Source organism: Leptospira alexanderi serovar Manhao 3 str. L 60 (assembly GCF_000243815.2).
Lineage (GTDB): Bacteria > Spirochaetota > Leptospiria > Leptospirales > Leptospiraceae > Leptospira > Leptospira alexanderi.
In genome coordinates this window covers 20582-37500 of the sequence record NZ_AHMT02000039.1, presented here as the reverse complement: position 1 = coordinate 37500, position 16919 = coordinate 20582, and the positions used below count along the sequence as shown (strand labels likewise).

The 16919-nt window shown below is 40.6% G+C and carries 12 protein-coding genes, 2 tRNA genes and 1 pseudogene; 6 read left to right on the top strand and 9 right to left on the bottom strand.

Translation table 11 applies throughout. The features are described 5' to 3' along the window. Positions 1-60 precede the first annotated feature (60 nt). Positions 61-885: a transketolase gene (locus tag LEP1GSC062_RS12580; protein WP_020984446.1), complete on the bottom strand. Its 825-nt coding sequence runs from the start codon at positions 883-885 to the stop codon at positions 61-63. 60 nt (positions 886-945) lie between these two features. Then, a complete protein-coding gene (locus LEP1GSC062_RS12575; RefSeq protein WP_020984465.1) occupies positions 946-1332 on the bottom strand; it encodes a hypothetical protein in 387 nt (128 codons plus the stop codon). A gap of 152 nt (positions 1333-1484) precedes the next feature. Here LEP1GSC062_RS12575 and LEP1GSC062_RS12570 point away from each other — a divergent pair. Continuing rightward, positions 1485-1557: transfer RNA gene (locus tag LEP1GSC062_RS12570), tRNA-Thr, on the top strand. Between the two features lie 10 nt (positions 1558-1567). Next, a tRNA-Tyr gene (locus LEP1GSC062_RS12565) sits at positions 1568-1649 on the top strand. Positions 1650-1778: 129 nt separating this feature from the next. Here the strand turns inward: LEP1GSC062_RS12565 and LEP1GSC062_RS12560 are convergent. The 5 genes from LEP1GSC062_RS12560 to ccrA form a co-directional block, all read right to left on the bottom strand. Beyond that, positions 1779-3350 carry a hypothetical protein gene (locus LEP1GSC062_RS12560; RefSeq protein ID WP_020984468.1) on the bottom strand — a complete coding sequence of 524 codons (1572 nt, stop codon included), beginning with the start codon at positions 3348-3350 and terminating at the stop codon, positions 1779-1781. After that, positions 3340-6114 carry a transglycosylase domain-containing protein gene (locus LEP1GSC062_RS12555; protein ID WP_020984486.1) on the bottom strand — a complete coding sequence of 925 codons (2775 nt, stop codon included), beginning with the start codon at positions 6112-6114 and terminating at the stop codon, positions 3340-3342. The genes LEP1GSC062_RS12560 and LEP1GSC062_RS12555 overlap by 11 nt, the downstream gene beginning before the upstream one ends. 42 nt (positions 6115-6156) lie before the next feature. After that, the gene (locus LEP1GSC062_RS12550; protein WP_020984480.1) at positions 6157-7068 is read right to left on the bottom strand and encodes a ChaN family lipoprotein; all 912 of its coding nucleotides are present in this window, start codon (positions 7066-7068) and stop codon (positions 6157-6159) included. 10 nt (positions 7069-7078) lie between these two features. Next, entirely contained in the window at positions 7079-7627 is a 549-nt protein-coding gene (locus tag LEP1GSC062_RS12545; RefSeq protein ID WP_010577737.1) for a glutathione peroxidase, read from the bottom strand. A 904-nt stretch (positions 7628-8531) separates the two neighbouring features. After that, on the bottom strand, positions 8532-9779 hold the full coding sequence (gene ccrA / locus LEP1GSC062_RS12540) for a crotonyl-CoA carboxylase/reductase (protein WP_010577738.1): 1248 nt from the start codon (positions 9777-9779) through the stop codon (positions 8532-8534). Between the two features lie 424 nt (positions 9780-10203). Between ccrA and LEP1GSC062_RS12535 the strand changes: the two are divergent. Beyond that, positions 10204-10736, top strand: a pseudogene (locus LEP1GSC062_RS12535) (YqjF family protein); the annotation flags it as partial. Positions 10737-11900: 1164 nt separating this feature from the next. Further along, positions 11901-12659 (top strand): LIC10244 family PerRA/PerRB upregulated protein, encoded by a 759-nt coding sequence (locus tag LEP1GSC062_RS12530; protein WP_020984479.1) that lies wholly within the window; start codon positions 11901-11903, stop codon positions 12657-12659. A gap of 68 nt (positions 12660-12727) precedes the next feature. On the opposite strand, the gene LEP1GSC062_RS12525 is transcribed toward LEP1GSC062_RS12530, so the two are convergent. Both LEP1GSC062_RS12525 and LEP1GSC062_RS12520 read right to left on the bottom strand, forming a co-directional pair. Next, a complete protein-coding gene (locus LEP1GSC062_RS12525; RefSeq protein WP_010577741.1) occupies positions 12728-13369 on the bottom strand; it encodes a CBS domain-containing protein in 642 nt (213 codons plus the stop codon). Between the two features lies 1 nt (position 13370). After that, complete coding sequence (locus LEP1GSC062_RS12520) at positions 13371-14303, bottom strand: J domain-containing protein (RefSeq protein ID WP_020984484.1); 933 nt, start codon at positions 14301-14303, stop codon at positions 13371-13373. 88 nt (positions 14304-14391) lie between these two features. On the opposite strand from LEP1GSC062_RS12520, the gene LEP1GSC062_RS12515 reads away from it, so the two are divergent. Together LEP1GSC062_RS12515 and LEP1GSC062_RS12510 are read left to right on the top strand one after the other, a co-directional pair. Further along, positions 14392-16332 (top strand): carbon starvation CstA family protein, encoded by a 1941-nt coding sequence (locus LEP1GSC062_RS12515; protein ID WP_020984488.1) that lies wholly within the window; start codon positions 14392-14394, stop codon positions 16330-16332. Further along, positions 16329-16877 carry an NUDIX hydrolase gene (locus LEP1GSC062_RS12510; RefSeq protein WP_010577743.1) on the top strand — a complete coding sequence of 183 codons (549 nt, stop codon included), beginning with the start codon at positions 16329-16331 and terminating at the stop codon, positions 16875-16877. The genes LEP1GSC062_RS12515 and LEP1GSC062_RS12510 overlap by 4 nt, the downstream gene beginning before the upstream one ends. Positions 16878-16919 lie beyond the last annotated feature (42 nt).

Genomic DNA, 16919 nt, shown 5'->3' with positions numbered 1-16919 from the left:
AAATGAAAGAGTTGAAAAAAGGAAATACTCCCTGCAAGAGAAATGTAGGGAGTTGTTCGTTTAAATAGAAAGTGCCGATAATTCTTCGAGAGCTTTTTTTTCTTCTTCCGGTTTTGGAGGAGTTCCGTGCCATCCCGGATTATTTTCCATAAAAGAAACACCTTTGCCCAGCACGGTGTCGAACAGAATGATTGTCGGAGAACCTTTGTGAAGTTTAGCTTTTTCGAATGCGGAGATGATCTGTTCGATATCGTGACCGTCCGCTTCCAAAACGTTCCAACCGAAAGAAAGAAATTTTTTACTCAGAGGTTCTAGATTCATAATGTCTTTCGTAAAGCCGTCGATTTGAATTCCATTTTTGTCCATAAAAGCGATCAAGTTGTCCAGTTTATAGTGTGCGGCGGACTGAGCGGCCTCCCAAGTCATTCCTTCGCCGCATTCTCCGTCGGAGATACACGTATAAATTTTATGACTTTGTTTTTTGAATCTTGCGCCGAGTGCGAGTCCCACAGAAACAGAAAGTCCTTGGCCTAAGGAGCCGGAAGAACTTTCAATTCCGCTCATATAACGAGTGGAAGGATGTCCTTGTAGTTTGCTTCCTAATTTGCGGAAAGTGAGTAGGTCTTCCACGGGAAAATAACCGGAATGAGCCATAGCGGCGTAACGAATCGCACATACGTGGCCGTTGGAAAGAATCAGGCGATCCCTTTCTTCCCAATCCGGATTGGAGGGTTTATGATTTAGAATTTTCTTATATAGTACCGCATAGATATCCGCGAGACCTAAAGGTCCTCCCGGATGTCCGGAATTTGCGGCAGTTACCATTCGGATAACGCTCTTTCTGAGCTCGTTTGCAAAATTCTTGAGTTCTTTGATATCGTTCATATTCTTCCTAAGCGAATGGGATATCGATTTCCAATCCCGAAATGAGATGCCGGAAGAAGGTCAGTTCGTGGAACGAAACAAAACCAAGCCGGAAAGGAAAATCGCAGTATATAGAGGAAGGAAAATATAGTGTAGCTTTCTGTGGAATTCTTTTTTTCGGGTCATTCCCGACCAAACCATCAGAAGCATTAAAATCAAGGCCAGTACGGCAAATGCGCGATGTGTATCGATGATCCAACGTTTGACTGCGGGAATAATTCCAGCGCTTTCCAAGCCCCCGCCTAAGTATTTCACATAAAGAAGAGTAAAGGCGGTTGTTAAGTTGAAAGCCGCACCGAGTAGATTGAAAATACGATGGAGAAGATTTTTTTTAAAACGAAAGTAGTAGCCCGTATAAAAACAAAAGATTGAAAGGGTCATTCCGATGTGAATGAGGGTTAGAACCATCTGTTACATTTTCGGCAAACAAGTTATAATCGAAACTTTTTTTCAACGGAAAGTAGAATCAGGAAAGGAAATAATCCGAAAATATGGCAGAAGGGCCTCTACGGATTTTTTATTTGACCGAGAAAAACAGACCGAAATACTGGTTTCAAATTGCTGCCTTAGCTCAATTGGTAGAGCATCTGATTTGTAATCAGACGGTTGTGGGTTCGATTCCTATAGGCAGCTATTTTTCTTCGGGTAGGTACTCAAGTGGCCAACGAGGGCAGACTGTAAATCTGCTGACTATGTCTTCGAAGGTTCGAATCCTTCCCTGCCCAATAAAATTCCACTCTTTTATAAGACGCATAACACTATAATCCAAGTCTGGGGAGATAGAAAGACACGGAAGAATTTTCCGGATTTGGACGAATCAGAATTGTTCTAGAGTTAGGTGATACGGTTTAAAATCAGTTGGAATCCAATATGTTCACCGAAATCTTTTTCAGATCGATCGAGTAAAACTTGTATTTCTTGTCGCTTGAAAATCCATCGATAAAAAAACGATTTAGAGATTTGCGATATACTAAATTCGATATTTGAAAGGAGGTCTCTTCACCGTCCGAATCCGCAAATACTACTTGGCCGGAAATCGGATTGTAAGCCGCGTTGGAAAGAATCAAACTCCATTCTTCCTGGTTGGATTCGAATAACGGAGTCGTGAGGATTACATCTGTGGAAAGCTCTGAATAAGGAACGCAGTTCTGAGGTTGTATTAGATCTTTCTTAAATAGGCTGGGACGATTGGATTTACAAAGAAACTGAGGCACAGCGGATAAGAAGAGCGTTCCTTCCTTTTTGCGATAATCCCAAAAAGGAGTTGGATTCTTTTCACCGGAAAACAGTTTTTCATCCAGAAGTTTTCCGTAACTCGAAGGGGATTCGTTCGAATTATCCGTATCTGGTTCTTCGGTTTTATCGGAGATTTCTTTTCCCAAAAAATATTCGAATACCGGATCGGGAATATCGTTGTTTAATATTTTTATGGCTTTTAAAAATCCCTGACCCGGATGTGTTTTTTCAAAATCTTTAAAGCAGACTCTGGATAAAAGTTCCTCCGATTCGTCCCCCGGGAAAAAACTTTTTGTAAGATATGAACAAGCTTCTTGTTTTCTTCCCGAAATCAAAAGAGTTTTTGCGGTTTCGATTGCGCTTCGATCTTTGCTCGCATAAGAACCGCTCATCCAAAAATATCTCGCGGAAGAATCGTATTTTCCCAAGCTTCTAAGAAATTTCCCGTAGAGATACAAAAGATCCGATTTACCTTCTTCGTTTAACGATTTCAGTCTACCTCCGGAATAGATTCTTTTATAAGCACTTCCTCTTCCCGAATGAAGGGTGAAGCTGATGCGCAAAGCCAAAGAGGTTTGGGGGTTGAGAATTCTTTTCATCTCTCCGAAAGCGTGGATTTTTTCCCAGCCATCGTAATCGCCCGTTTTAATTTTTACCGCATAACAAGCCTTATAGAGAGAGGCGTTCTCTTTTTTGGAAAGAATTTTGAATAAGAAAGGCATTTCTGGAACTACGACGGGCTCAGGAGTCGGAGAGGTTCCAATGGAAACGGATTCTTCTTCGATTTGGGACGGGTTTGTTTCTTGAAAGTATATGTCCGGATTCGAAATCGGTTTGTTGCAACCGGAAATGACGGAAACGAGCGCGGAAGGGCTTACGTTTAAACCGTCTGCGAGTTCGCTAACAATTGAAGGATATCTTCCTTTTTTATCCGTGATTTTTCCCGAACGAATCATGATTAAGATCGCGGGAATATATTTGCGGTATTTCTCGTAGAGGAAAAAAAGTCTGGAAGACGCTGTTTTACGGATATCGGACTTTTTAGATGTCCGAAGAAGTTCCTCGTACAAAGGAATCGAAAACAAGGGGTCTTCTTTTTCCATCGTATAAGCTTCCTCATAGGAGACCGGATATACGCTTGAGATGGAAATTAAGAATATTACAATAAAAGAAATATCTTTAAAACACATTTCGAAGGACTTCCCGTTTTACGTCCGTTCCGTGATTAAGAGGGCAAATTTCGGAGGGCACGGTTCCGTTTTTAAAAAGTTCTTTTCGGGGATGTTTACAGGAAGGCCCGGGAAGTTTACCTGATTCCTCGCAAACGGTTATGCTTATCGCGTGTTCGGTAACCGGATATTTTCTTTTGTCGTCTTCCGCGGCTTCGAAAGTTTTTGCGACCGATCCCCAGAGAGGAGCGGCTACGGTTCCGCCTAACGCGGACGATCCTAGGCCGTAACTCGGATCGTCGTAGCCGAGCCAGATTGCCATTGACATTCCCGGTTTTACTCCCACAAACCAGTTGTCCCTGTTATCGTTTGTGGTCCCCGTTTTACCTGCAACTTCCCCTCTATATCCGGTGCTTCTCACTCCTGCCGAATTTGCGCTTCCGTGAAGAAGGTCGATCATAATTTCCGCGACTTGGGAAGATAACACCTTTCTTTCTTCCGGAACTTTTAATCCGAATTCGTCTACGGACTTTCTTTCGTAAACGATCTTACCGGATCGATCCGTGATTTTTTGAATCAAATAAGGGCGTTTGATTGTTCCATCGTTTGCAAATGCGGAATACGCAAGCGCCATTTCCAGAGGAGAAATTTCCAAAGAACCGAGCGCAAGGGAAAGATCTCCTCTGAATCTAGACTGAAGTACTTTCGGATCAGGAAAGAAATACTTTTGAAAAAAGTCTTGAATCTTTGAGATTCCTAACTTCTCCGCGATCTGAACCGCAGCTGTATTCTTGGACTTTGCTAAAGCGTGTCTAACGCTGATATCTCCGTCGTATTGATTTCCTATATTTTCCGGCATCCAGTTTCCGGTTTGATTTCTATAAATCAAAGGGGCGTCCAAAATTCTGGAAGAAGCGTTGATGAGTTCGGTCTCGATCGCGGCGGAATATAAAATTGGTTTAATAGAAGAACCCGTCTGACGTTTCATCGCGGTAGTTCTGTCCAGTTGATTGTCGGCTTTGAACTCCGAACCACCGTGCATCAATAGGATTTCTCCCGTGGCGGGGTCAACAGCGATTAACGCAACTTGCAGACCGGATTCGCTTGCTCCGCCGAAAGAGTCTGTATCGATGAAAAGTTCGAGCGCTGGTGAAATGTCCTGAACGTATTTTCGAAAGACCGCCGTCTCGCTGGAATTCTTGTTATCTGTGAGTTTTGTTTTGCGGACGAGCCCGTTCTTCTGAATGTTGTCCAGGTAATTTTTTACGATCTTCGACAGCTCCGCTTGAACCGGTTCCGCAATTGTGGTGTAGATTGAAAAACCGCCGGTTTCATAGATATTAGAATCCGGGTATAAGGAATTCAAAAATTTACGTACGTGTTCCGTCACATACGGAGAATCATCTTTTCGGTTTCCGAACACTGTCTCACCCGGTGATCTCATGTGAAATGAAAGATAGATTTCATCCAGTTTCGGTTTCGGATTTTCTTTTAAAATTTCTTCTTTTTGGAAAGAATGAACGATTGCGTTCACGCGTTGTCTGGATAGATCCGGGTTTTTCAAAGGTGAAAAACGATTTGGAGCCGAAGCCAAAGAAGCAAGGACGATCATTTCCTCCGTGTCGAGTTCGGAAGGAGTCTTTCTGAAATAGAATTCGGCCGCGCTCGCAAACCCGAAGGCTCCGTGACCCAAGTATACATTATTTAGATAATATAATAATATTTGCTTTTTCTCATATGTATATTCCAAAGCAAAGGCGAGCTGAGCCTCTTTGATCTTTCGAACGAGACTTTTCTCGCGATCGTCCAGTAAAATTCTCGCGAGCTGTTGGGTAATTGTAGAAGCTCCCTGTTTAAAGCGGAAACTCGTGATGTTCACGAAAGTTGCACGGAGAACCGACATGTAGTTAATTCCGCTATGAGAAAAAAACTTTCGATCTTCTACTAAAAGAACGATTTTTTTCAGGTTTTCAGGATAAGCATCCCATTCCAGGTTGCTCGTTTTTTTTGCGAAAATTTCAGAAACCTTTTTTCCATCTCGATCGTAGATTACTGAGGGTTGATGGTTGTAAAAAAGAGAAATCATTTCCTTAAGTTCCGATTCTCGAGTGATCACCCCTACCCAAAAAAGTATCATCCCAACAAGAAGCAAAGAAATGATCACACCCGCGGAAAGTAAGACCACATTCGGAAGTTGGAAACGACGACCGCCGATTTGTTCTCTCAGTCTCTCGGCGAGAGTTTTGATTCGGGGTTGTCCATAGTCTTCGATCTCACGCCGAACTGTGAAAAACGGTTTTTTTTCGAATGAAGTCTTTTCCCTTCGAAGGAACGGTTTGTTTTCCGAAGTCGCCGATGAAAAAGGATCTGACTTTGGGCTTTTCGGTATAATATTCCGGAATTTTTGTATGAGTTCCCGAATTTTCCCATTCAGGTAGGTCTGAAATTGAGAAAAGAAGTTCCAAATTTTTTCTAGAATTCCAGGACCGGTAGATTCGAAACCAGTTTGAGGAGGAGCTTGAAAGCGGGGAGCTCCCACATCTTTGGGCTGTCCCGGACGAGGTAGAATTTCATCGGAGGGAAAAATCGACTTTATATGAGACGGAGTCGGAACAGAGGACGGTTTTGGAATGTCCGTTTTCACGAGAACCTTGTGACCGCACTGGTAACAGGTTAATCTGAAAATGGAACCTGTAGGAACTTCTTCCGGCAAACGAGAAGTCGTTCCACATTCGGGACACAAAAATCGAGAACTTCTAAGGATTTGAATTCCCGTTTCCATCATCCCCTTAATTGTCGGAGAACCCTAGAGTTCCAGACAAGCACTTTAATTCTCTTTTTTTCTCCTTTCCGTAATCACGGTAAAATCGCAACCCTTGAGTATTTCGGCTGGAACTTTACTGCCTTCCTTCAAAGGGAACATGGAAATCGAAAGGGTTTTAAATCCAAGTTTACGCAGTCTATAAACGACGCCAAAACCCTCATCGCTGTGAAAACGACCGTTGATATGAATCACCTTACGTCCTTTTGTCAAAAACGCATTCGCGATCGAGTCAGTCATTCCCGCGTCCCAAAGATACTGGGCATCCACAAATTTTTTTTCGGTGTTCGCGTCTAAATTTATGCCCGGATGTTCTTTGAGGGTGTTCTTAATTTTAGTTTCGTAATCTTCCTGGGAGAGATTACGAACGAGATATTTAGGAGGCAGAAAAACGGAACGAATCTTAAATAACGCTTCGAGTCCGGAAGAAGAAACTAGATTCACGTATTTTCTAGGTACGTTGGACGCGAGAACCGGAACCCGGTGTTCCTTTGCAAACTGTATAAAAGGATGATAATCTCTTAAATAGTTGGGCCAAAGTGTTAGGGAATTGAAAAAGGCCTTCTCTCCGATCTGACCGTTTAAATATTCGTCTAAGGTTTTTTGTTGGTCCCTTTCCAACATTTCCAAAGAAAGGATTACAGGAGTTTTTAAAGCAATCTTTTTAAACCAATCTAGGCGAATTTTATGACCGATAATATCGTCATGTTCTTCCCCAAGTATTAAAATATCATAATTTTCAAATGTTTTTAGAACCATTTCGGGATCAATCGTTGTCTCGGCCGACCCTTTTTGGATGGAAAACGGAAGCACACCTTCCTCGTTTTCAAGTTTACTTTCGGGAAAAACGGAATTACTTTCCGAACAAAAAATCAATAAAATCGCAAAAAAACAAGCTCTTGAATAAGGATTTTTCAAAACCGAAAACCTACTTCAAAAGAGATTCGATTTTTTGGGCTACGACCGAAGCATCCGGTTCTACCGCAGAACGATATCTCGCTTCGACTTTTCCTTCCTTTGAAATCAGAAATTTTTCAAAGTTCCATTCTATTTCTCCGGGATTCGGAGAACTTTCGATCAGATAAGAATACAGAGGATGTTGGTCTTTTCCTTTGACGGAAATTTTTGACATCATATCAAAACTTGCGCCTTTTTGGATTCTGCAAAAGGTTTCAATTTCCTGATTGGTTCCAGGTTCTTGGCTTCCGAAATTATTGGCCGGAAAACCAACTATGACGAATCCCTGATTCTTGTATTTTTTATAAACTTTTTCAAGATTATCGTATTGATAAGTATAACCGCATTTAGAAGCTACATTAACCACCATTACTACTTTACCCTTGTATTTGGAAAGGGATATGTCGTTACCTTTGATGTCCTTTACTTTAAAATCGTAGAAACTTTCCTTTGCGAAAGTTCCGGCTAACGGAAAGAGAATTCCTAGAATAAAAAACAAAATAGAAATTTTTGTCTGCATAAATTTTGACCTTCTTCTATGAATTAAAATCATAATTTACATTTGCTTCAATCGTTTTTCAAAAACCGGAAATTACCTTTTTGTAATTCTTGAGGAAGAATCGGGTTTTCAGTCTATGGAAGCTTAGATGTTTCGATTTCCTTTTTACAGAGTTTAGAACTTGTTCCGATAACCGTTTGGTTTTATTCTAGAAGCTATCTCAAAAATACTTTATCTTTGTTTAAAACGCCGATTCCAATCATTCTAAGATATTTTTGAGATAGCTTCTAGTATGATTTGCCTTTATTTTTTTGAAATATTGTAAGGAATAAAATCCCAGCACGTTTAACGTTTCAATTGAAGGATAAAAACGTTTCCGTAATTTAAATCTGAAGAATAAGGACTTTTTAAATGTATTTGTAACAAACATATGATATTTCGACAACGTGCAGAGATATTGGAAAAATTTATCTCTGATGGAATTTTTATTTTACTCCTGACATACAGTTTTGAAGTAGCCTGGTCGAAATTTGATTTTTGTTTTTATCGTGTAAATACGTTTACAGAAGTATCTTTTCTTCTTTTAAAAACTTTATTTCGAAGATCAAAACTTTTATTCCCATTTACGACAAAGAGGTCAAACCTTTCGTGCGGTCCTATTCCGATTCGAAAAAGGAATTCTATAGGTTGCTGTATAATTAATTCATTGAAGCAGAAACGGACAGAGGATTAATTTTTCAACAATTCTATTGTTCCAGTAGAGGCCTCTATGTTATTTGAAAGTTACGCTACTGGTTGCACTCAGGATAAATTGAAGCGTATGATTGAGTTTTCTCTAGGATAAACTTCTGTTTAAAAATAAAAAACCCCTAGAGCCAATCGCTTTCGGGGTTTTTGTTTATCCGAGTTGATTAGGATTGTGAAATTATTTTTTTCCTAATCCCGGTTTGTCGGCCCCGACTAAAATCGACATGTTTCCGGCCGGATGTTTGTTTTCCTTCATCAATTGGTGCGAGTGCGCCGTCTCATTCCAAGAGAAGGTTTTGGAAAGACAAGGATCGACTTTTTTCTCAATCACTAAATCGTTCAGACCTTTTGAGTTTTCATCGTTCGCAAAGTGAGAACCTTGGAGACGTTTTTGTCTCATCCAAAGATAGCGTAAGTCCACGGTCGCGTTGTAACCGGTGGTTCCCGCACAGATGACGACCATACCGCCAGTTTCACAGACGAACATGGAAGTAGGAATGGTGGTTTCGCCCGGATGTTCAAAGACGATCTTCGGATTATTTCCTTTGCCCGCGATGTCCCAGATCGCCTTTCCGAATTCGCGAGCGGACTTTGTCCATTCTGCGAATTTTTCCATCTTGTTGATTTCGGAAGTCAGCGCTCCCCAGTGGTTGAACTTCTTACGATTGATAACGCCTGCAGCGCCTAATTTCTTACAGAAGTCGAACTTATCGTCTTCGGAAACAACCGCGATTGGAACTCCGCCCGCAGCTTTTACGATCTGAATCGCCATTGCACCGAGTCCGCCCGCACCTCCCCAGATCAAAACCACGTCGTCTTTTTGTACGTCGTTCGGTTTCCAGTGATGAAGCATTCTATAAGCGGTCGCTCCTACGAGCATGTAAGCAGCGGCTTCTTCCCAAGAAAGATGTTTCGGTTTTGGAAGACACTGATGATCTTGAACTTTGCAAAACTGCGCAAAGGATCCCCAGTTCGTTTCGTATCCCCAGATCAACTGAGAAGGAGCGAACATAGGATCTTTTCCCGCTTTGACCCAAGGATCGTTTTTATCCCAGATTCCGCAATGAAGAACAACTTCGTCTCCGACTTTTACATTCTTCACGTCGGAACCTACTTTGTAAACGATTCCGGATGCGTCGGAACCGCCGATGTGAAACTTCTCGGGTTCGCCTTTTTTGTTTCTCGCGCCGATTACATCTACGGGAAATCCGAGAGCGGCCCAAACGTTGTTATAATTTACACCGGCTGCCATTACCGCGACGAGAACCTCGTCCGGAGCTATTTCTGGAACATCGATGAGTTCTTCCTGAATTGCTTTGATCGGATCGCCGAAACGCTCGGGACGAACGACCTGTGCATACATTTTTTTAGGAACCTGTCCCAAGGGTGGGAGAGTTCCGATTGGAACGGATTCAATTTGGCTCATGGGAACAGATTTCTGAACTTTCGTTTTTGATCTACTCGAAAATGTTGACAAAAAGGTCAACACTGATATGCGCATAGATTTCTGAACTTTCATCTACGCCGATTTTGTGGGGCAGTGGTTAAGGTAGGCGTCCTAAAATTAGGTTTACAGAAATCAGGTCGCTTGATGAACAAAATCAGGAGTAAAAAAACCTAAATGTTATCCACGAACATTTAAAATCCTGATTTCTAAAACACTATCCACTGACATCTAGAAAGTTCCCGCGTTTTAGGAATTAGGGGTTAGTGGATTAGATGTTAGAATGACCTGCCCTAGGAAGACGTTGATTTTTTGTAAATCGTGTAAGAGTTCCCGCGTTTTAGGAATTTAGGGGTTAGAAAATTTTTCTATAAAACGAGGAGTTCCCGCATTCGTTCATCATGACATCTGTAAACCTTTTTTAGGACTTTACATTTCTTATTTTCCGGAATTGAATGTACGGACTTGTGTAAAAGCCGAAGGTAAACCCGGAGTTTATTTTTTCAGTTTAGATTTGAGCAACTCTATAGTAGTAGAAGTCGCGAGAAAATTCTTTCATCTTCCTTATCTCAAGCGGACATGAAACTTCGAAGAAAGAAGAATCAAAAAGAATTTCATTGTCATAGAACGGATCATCGCGCAATCGCAGGAGAATTTCACACGGTCTATTACCCGACATCGAAAATTTATCATTCGAAGCGAGATACGTTGGAAAATTGGCTCACGGAAAGATATAGCCTTTATTGTAAGGATTCTCAAGAAAGAATTTATCGCGGAGAAGTTCATCATCTACCTTGGCCTCTACAAAAAGCGGAATGTAACATACGGCAAAATACGATCTTGCAAAGTCATAAAATTCCGATTCTCCATCCGGAACCCTTGGTTCGTTATTCGGATTCACTCAAGGTCGCGCTTTTTCCTTTCGTCCCTTGTTTTTAATTATGATAAATGTGTCATACGATCTGTGATATGATGCAAAAAATATAATTTATATTCTTGTTAAATAACTGTGCAAAAAATTATTGACAAGAATTAATAGAACCTTCCCTTTCTTTCAAACGTATAAGGTTTAATTTCCGTTATGTCCGCTTACTTTAAAAACTAAATTCATTCGAAACGACACGCTTGAAATTCTCATGCGGTGGAAAACGTTTAGATTCTGCTTATATTGATTACAAAACTAAAACGAAAGAAATTCTTTTTAAGAAAGATGAAAGATCTTGATCGTTTAAAAATTCTGTTGTTTTTACAGTGCGTCCTAAAACCTGCGAAAGCGATCCTTGATAGCGACGCATTGAGTTTTTTTCGGGACAGGGTTTGGAGTTTTTGCGATACAATTTTATAGAAGGAATGGAAAAGCCCTTAACTACTGGAAAGTCCCGTATCATATGTGGAGTTCCGACAATTTTATTTTCAAAGACAATTTCAAAAACAGAACTTTTATCTTTTTCAAAGGAAAAAAGTTTCCAATATTTTTCGGTGAATCTGGATTTCTTTCTATTAGAGTTATTGAAAAATTAATTCTCTATCCGTTTCTACTCCATTGAAATGGACGTTTGAAGCGGTTTTGTTAATCTGAATCACGGAATTTTTCAACAACTCTATTGATTTCGTCAAGCTTCCCATCGATTTCGGTAGGGATAAAATCCTTTTAGTGCGTAACATAATTTGGAACTTGTCCCAAACGGAAGGTCTCGTGCAAATTTTTTCATCCGCCTTGTCTTTTTCAAAAAACGGAATATAATATTCATCGTAAAAATACTTTAAAAAATAATAATATTATTTTCGTGGATTCCAAGCGGGAGTCGTTGATTTATGATCGTTCAAAGTCGGACTTTTTTCTTGGCTCTCTGAGTCTAAAATACGAATAATGTGTTCAAAAGGTAAGTTTTAAATTACCTAAGCAACGGATTTTGTTCTTTATTTGAAGATTTGAAAAGACTTTAGTGTGGAAATTTTAAGAAAAGAGTTTTAAAAAAATAAACTCGCATCTAGTAATGATCATATATTCAAAAAGAAAACTCATAGTTTCGTTCTGCTTTAAAACGCCAATGAGGCTATGGGTTAAAAAAACAAAACCAATAAAATTCGGAGAAACTGTATATGCTGGTACATATGAACTCTAATCAATTTTTTTACAAAGATAAGGATCGAGAGGAAAGTTTGCAAATTTTAGGGATGATGTTGGAACTGATTGAAAAATGTTACGTGTTTGGAAAATACTTTTTTATCGATGCTTTTAATTCCGAAGAACATCCGTTTCTTTTGAAAAAGGGATTTGAACTAATGGGAATCGGAATGGACGCAGAAAATGTTTCCAATATTTTGAAAAGATATATCATTTCGGGAAACTACGAAGGAAAAGAACTTTTAGAAAGGATCATCATACTTGAAGGAATAGAAACGATTCAGAAGGAACTTTTTGTTTCCGTTTTTTTAGAAAGGGTAGCGTCTTATTTCGGCGAATCCTATCAAAAGAATTTTTGGGATTTCGTAAATCGGAAAAGAAAAGAGATTGATGGAATTCTTTTGAACGATTTTTACTCGGAGTTTTGTAGCTCCAAACCTCAGATTGATTCCGATGTTCTTTTGAGCAGGGCGTTTCGTTCTTTTTCGTATGACGAACTGAGGGATTTATTGAAACAAGTAAGTCTTTCGGATCTGGCAGAAGCTTTGAAGAACGTACGGGAAAAACTTGTGATTCAAGTAATGGATTTTCTTGATAGAGAATCCTCCCGTTGGTTGATGAAAGAATTGATGAGATCGGACGGTTCTGATAGTGGCTTTGAAAAAGTGAAGGAGGCTCAGTTAAAGATTCTCGGTATTTTTGCCTCTAAAAAAGAAATAGGTCACTATTTTTAAATAAATTGAAAAAGAATGGGAGAAAATTGCCCCAAATTCTCAGAGATTTTCGTTCAAGCTTTGGTGTCTTAGGCTAAAAACTCTCTTTCGTTGATTCTTAAGATTGCGCGTAAAACGTCGCTTCTCGTAATGATTCCGATCACTTGAAACGAATCGTTTACCACGGGGAGACATCCGATTCTTTCTTCGAAAAGAACTTTCACAATTTCCCCGATCCCCGCTTGAATCCGTACGGAAAGAACTCTGGTTTTCATGATTTTACCGATCGTCTTGCCGAGTTCGACCTCCGATATATGTTCCAATTTCCAACGCATCCAATCCCGATCCGATATAATGCCGCATAACGTATTTTTTTCATCGAGCACGGGAACGTGACGAAAACGTTTTTGAACGAAAATATCTTGCGCTCTTGAAATCGGATCTGATTCCAAAAATCCCACCACCGGAGAAGTCATCAAATCCTTTGCCGTCAAAGAGGAAATGGATTCTCCACGATTGAATCGGATCTTTCCTAAAGAAGAGGAGGCTTTGTATTCGGCGCTGATTTCTTCCCCCACTTTTTTTGTTCTGTTTTTCCGTTCGATATCTTGTTCCGAATCCGGTTTTTTAACGGGAGGAGAAGGCGCAATCGAATGCAATCGACGGATGATCTCGGGTTGAACCGGAGGGATATAAACTTCGGAAACCCCTCTCGTCACCCAAAAAAACAAACTAACTCATCCTCATGATCAGAAAATTATACGAAGCGATGATTCTCTGAGTCATTTCAAGTCCATCTTTGTTGATATCGGGATGATACTTCTTGATCAATTCTTTAAATCGTTTTTTCAATTCTTCTAATGTACAAGGCGCATCGAATCCGAGAACGTCCAGATGTCTTTGAGTTTCCGGATCCATCTCTTGAAATACGGAAACGTTTTTTTTCTTTTTCGGTTTTTTGCGAAAACTTCCAAATAGGTCGTAATACGCCCTGTCTCTGTATTCCCTCGTAATCTCACGAAAATGAAAAACTTTCGTATTTAAAATAGAAAAAATATGATTTTTTAAAAAGACGTCGGCCCCGTAATCATTTTGAATCGATTTCAGTTCGATAAAATCTGAGATTTCGTTTTCTACGATCCTTTCGAAATTGAATTTGTCGTCGAAGTAAGAATCGAAGGCATCGTCGAAATCCAAAGTTGCGGACGATAAAAGCAGAAGTAATTCCCGATCTAGTTCGTGTTTTTCCAAACGGGTCTGAATCGCTTCCTTCAGACTGATTTGAAGTTCTGAGAGATAATTGTCGTCGAAATATATTCCGTTTTTTGCAAATTCTTCCCCGATTCCCTCTATCTTCAGGATTTTTGAAAGAAGTTGAATGAGAGAATCTGCATGAGTTTCGTTAAAACCCGCAGCGGCTCTGGAAGAGAAATGGATGTCGTTTCTAAGACTGTAAAAAATTCTATAATAATCTTCTTTGCGGATATTTAAGGCTGAGATGATCTTTTCCGCCGGGATGTACCATTCGCAATTCGTACATCCGGATTGAATCTCGAAAATAATATCCTCTAAAGAGGAACGGATCTGATCAAAACTTTGAGTCTGCATACTCTCTACTTCCAGATTTTCCACCCTTGTAAATCCGTTCATCAATTCTTTTTTCAATTAGACTTGGGGAATCGGAAATGGAAATCTTTTTGAGCATTGAAAAAAGATTTGCTTGGAACGTTTCCTAAACTCATCCATCCTTATTATGCTTCCTTTAATAGTCGTTCTTGTTTGTTTTCTTGTTTATTTTCTCGGGTATAAATTTTATTCGGGTTATATTTCCAAATCCGTTTTCGATTTGAAAGACAATCAGGAAGACACTCCAGCCCACAAGCTGAATGACGGAGTGGATTACCTTCCTACAAAACCAATCGTCCTATTCGGTCATCATTATGCGTCCATTGCCGGACTTGCTCCCGTGCTCGGACCTGCGGTAGCGGTCATTTGGGGTTGGCTTCCCGCGATGATTTGGGTGGTATTCGGAAGCATTTTCGTGGGTTGTGTACACGATTTCGGAGCTCTTGTGGTTTCGGTTCGTAATCAGGGAAAAAGTATCGGTCAAGTTGCGGAGGATCTTTTAGGTCATCGTGCGAGAAGTTTGTTTCACGCAATCATCTTTTTTCTTGTCGCTTTAGCAATGGGAGTTTTTGTTCTTGTTCTTGCAGAAATGTTTTCTGCGGATCCGAAAGCTCATTTGAAGTCCATATCCGCTGACACGGAAAGTGCACCCGTCGAAGAAAAGAAAACTTCCGCAAGGGCTATTGAAGTTACGAAAAAAGTCGATCCTACGGGTGAGGCTCAAACGTTGACTTCTGATTCCAAAACTCTCAACGAAGAGGTTCATGGTCATCCCGGAGAAATCAGAACGGAGGAGAAACCTTCTATCCGATTGAGAAGTCATTTCCCGGAAGCGGTAATCCCTTCGGCCGCGATCATGGTTTTTGCGGTGATCATGGGTTATCTACATTACAAAAAAGGAATTAACTTAACTCCTCTAACTGTCTTTAGTGTTCTTGCTACCTTGGGCTCCATGGTTTTGGGAATGCAGGATTCGGTTCTGACTTGGGTGGGACTCAACCACGTGGAGACTTCTCCTTCCGCGGGGGTTTGGAAATACATTCTTTTATTCTATGCGTTCTTGGCTTCGGTAACTCCCATCTGGCTGTTGTTGCAAAGCAGGGATTATATCAATTCTTTCCTATTGTATTTGGGAATCGTTTTGATTTATCTGGGTTTTTTTGCGGGAGGAATTCTTCAGAACTTTTCTTCCTTTAATGCGGAAGTAATTCGAACCGAATTCATAGGACTCGATTTGATTCCGTTCGTATTTATTACGATTGCCTGCGGAGCTGTTTCAGGTTTTCATGCGTTGGTCAGTTCGGGAACGACGGCCAAACAATTGGATAAAGAAGTGGACGCGAGACCGATCGGTTACGGTGGAATGATCGGAGAATCTTTGCTTGGTTTATCCGCGGTCATCGCTTGTACAATCGGCTTCACTTCTTCGGAAGAATGGTCTGGTTTTTACCGTTCTTGGTCGGGTATCCAAGGTTTAGCTCCGCAAGTCGGAGCTTACATTTACGGAACCGGAAGATTTTTATCTCAGATCGGAATTCCGGAAACCTTCGGACAAGGATTCATCGCGCTCATTGTGATTAGTTTCGCATTGACCTCGTTGGATTCGGCGACGAGACTTCTTCGGTACAATATCGAGGAAATTGCGGAATCGACTCGGATTTTTTGGATTCAAACATTAGTAGGCAACAGATACGTTTCTAGCCTTATCGCCTGTGTTGCGATCGGAATCTTTGCGTTTATGGAAATAGAACAAGACGGAAAAAAGAAACCGGCCGGACTTGCTCTCTGGAAGCTTTTTGGAACCACGAACCAACTTTTGGCGGGATTGGCACTTTTGGTTGTAACCGTTTTTCTTTTTAAATCGAAGAAAAATGTCAAAGTATCCTTTATACCGATGTTGTTTGTATTGTTCGTAACACTCTGGGCGATGATTCGAAATTTCTTAGACTTTTTAATCGGGCCTTCTCCAAATCTTCTTCTCGCGGCTATAGGAGGAACGTTGATCGTTTTGACGCTCTGGCTTTTGATAGAGGCGATTTTAACTTGGAATCGCATTAGAAAAGTATGAAATACTGTAGTTCTTGCGGATCGTCCGTCGTTTATAAAATACCGGAGGGGGACAATCGGTCTAGATACGTTTGCGACAACTGCGGAACGATTCATTATCAAAATCCGAAAATTGTAGTCGGGAGTATTCCGGTTTGGGAGAATCGGATTTTGCTTTGCAAACGGGCGATCGAGCCCAGAAAAGGATACTGGACCTTACCCGCCGGATTTTTGGAAAACAGGGAAACCGTGGAAGAAGGTGCCGTTCGGGAAACTCAGGAAGAGGCGAATGCAGAAATCAGAATCGTAGGACTTCAGAGCATTTATAGTATTCCTCATATCAGTCAGATTTATATGTTTTTCTTAGCGGATTTAGTGAATGGACAGTTCTCCGTAAGCCCCGAATCCGAGGAAGTGAAACTTTTTTCCATAAATGAAATCCCTTGGGAAGAATTGGCCTTTAGTTCGGTTTATTTTGCTCTTAGGGAATACGTGGATTCTCCCGTTAAGAACTCGCTTCACTTAGGAAATACGAGGAACCGTAAGAACTTTCCGAAGGAACACTGAGGAAACGGATTCTTCCGTTCTTAAAAAAATATAGGAAAAAAA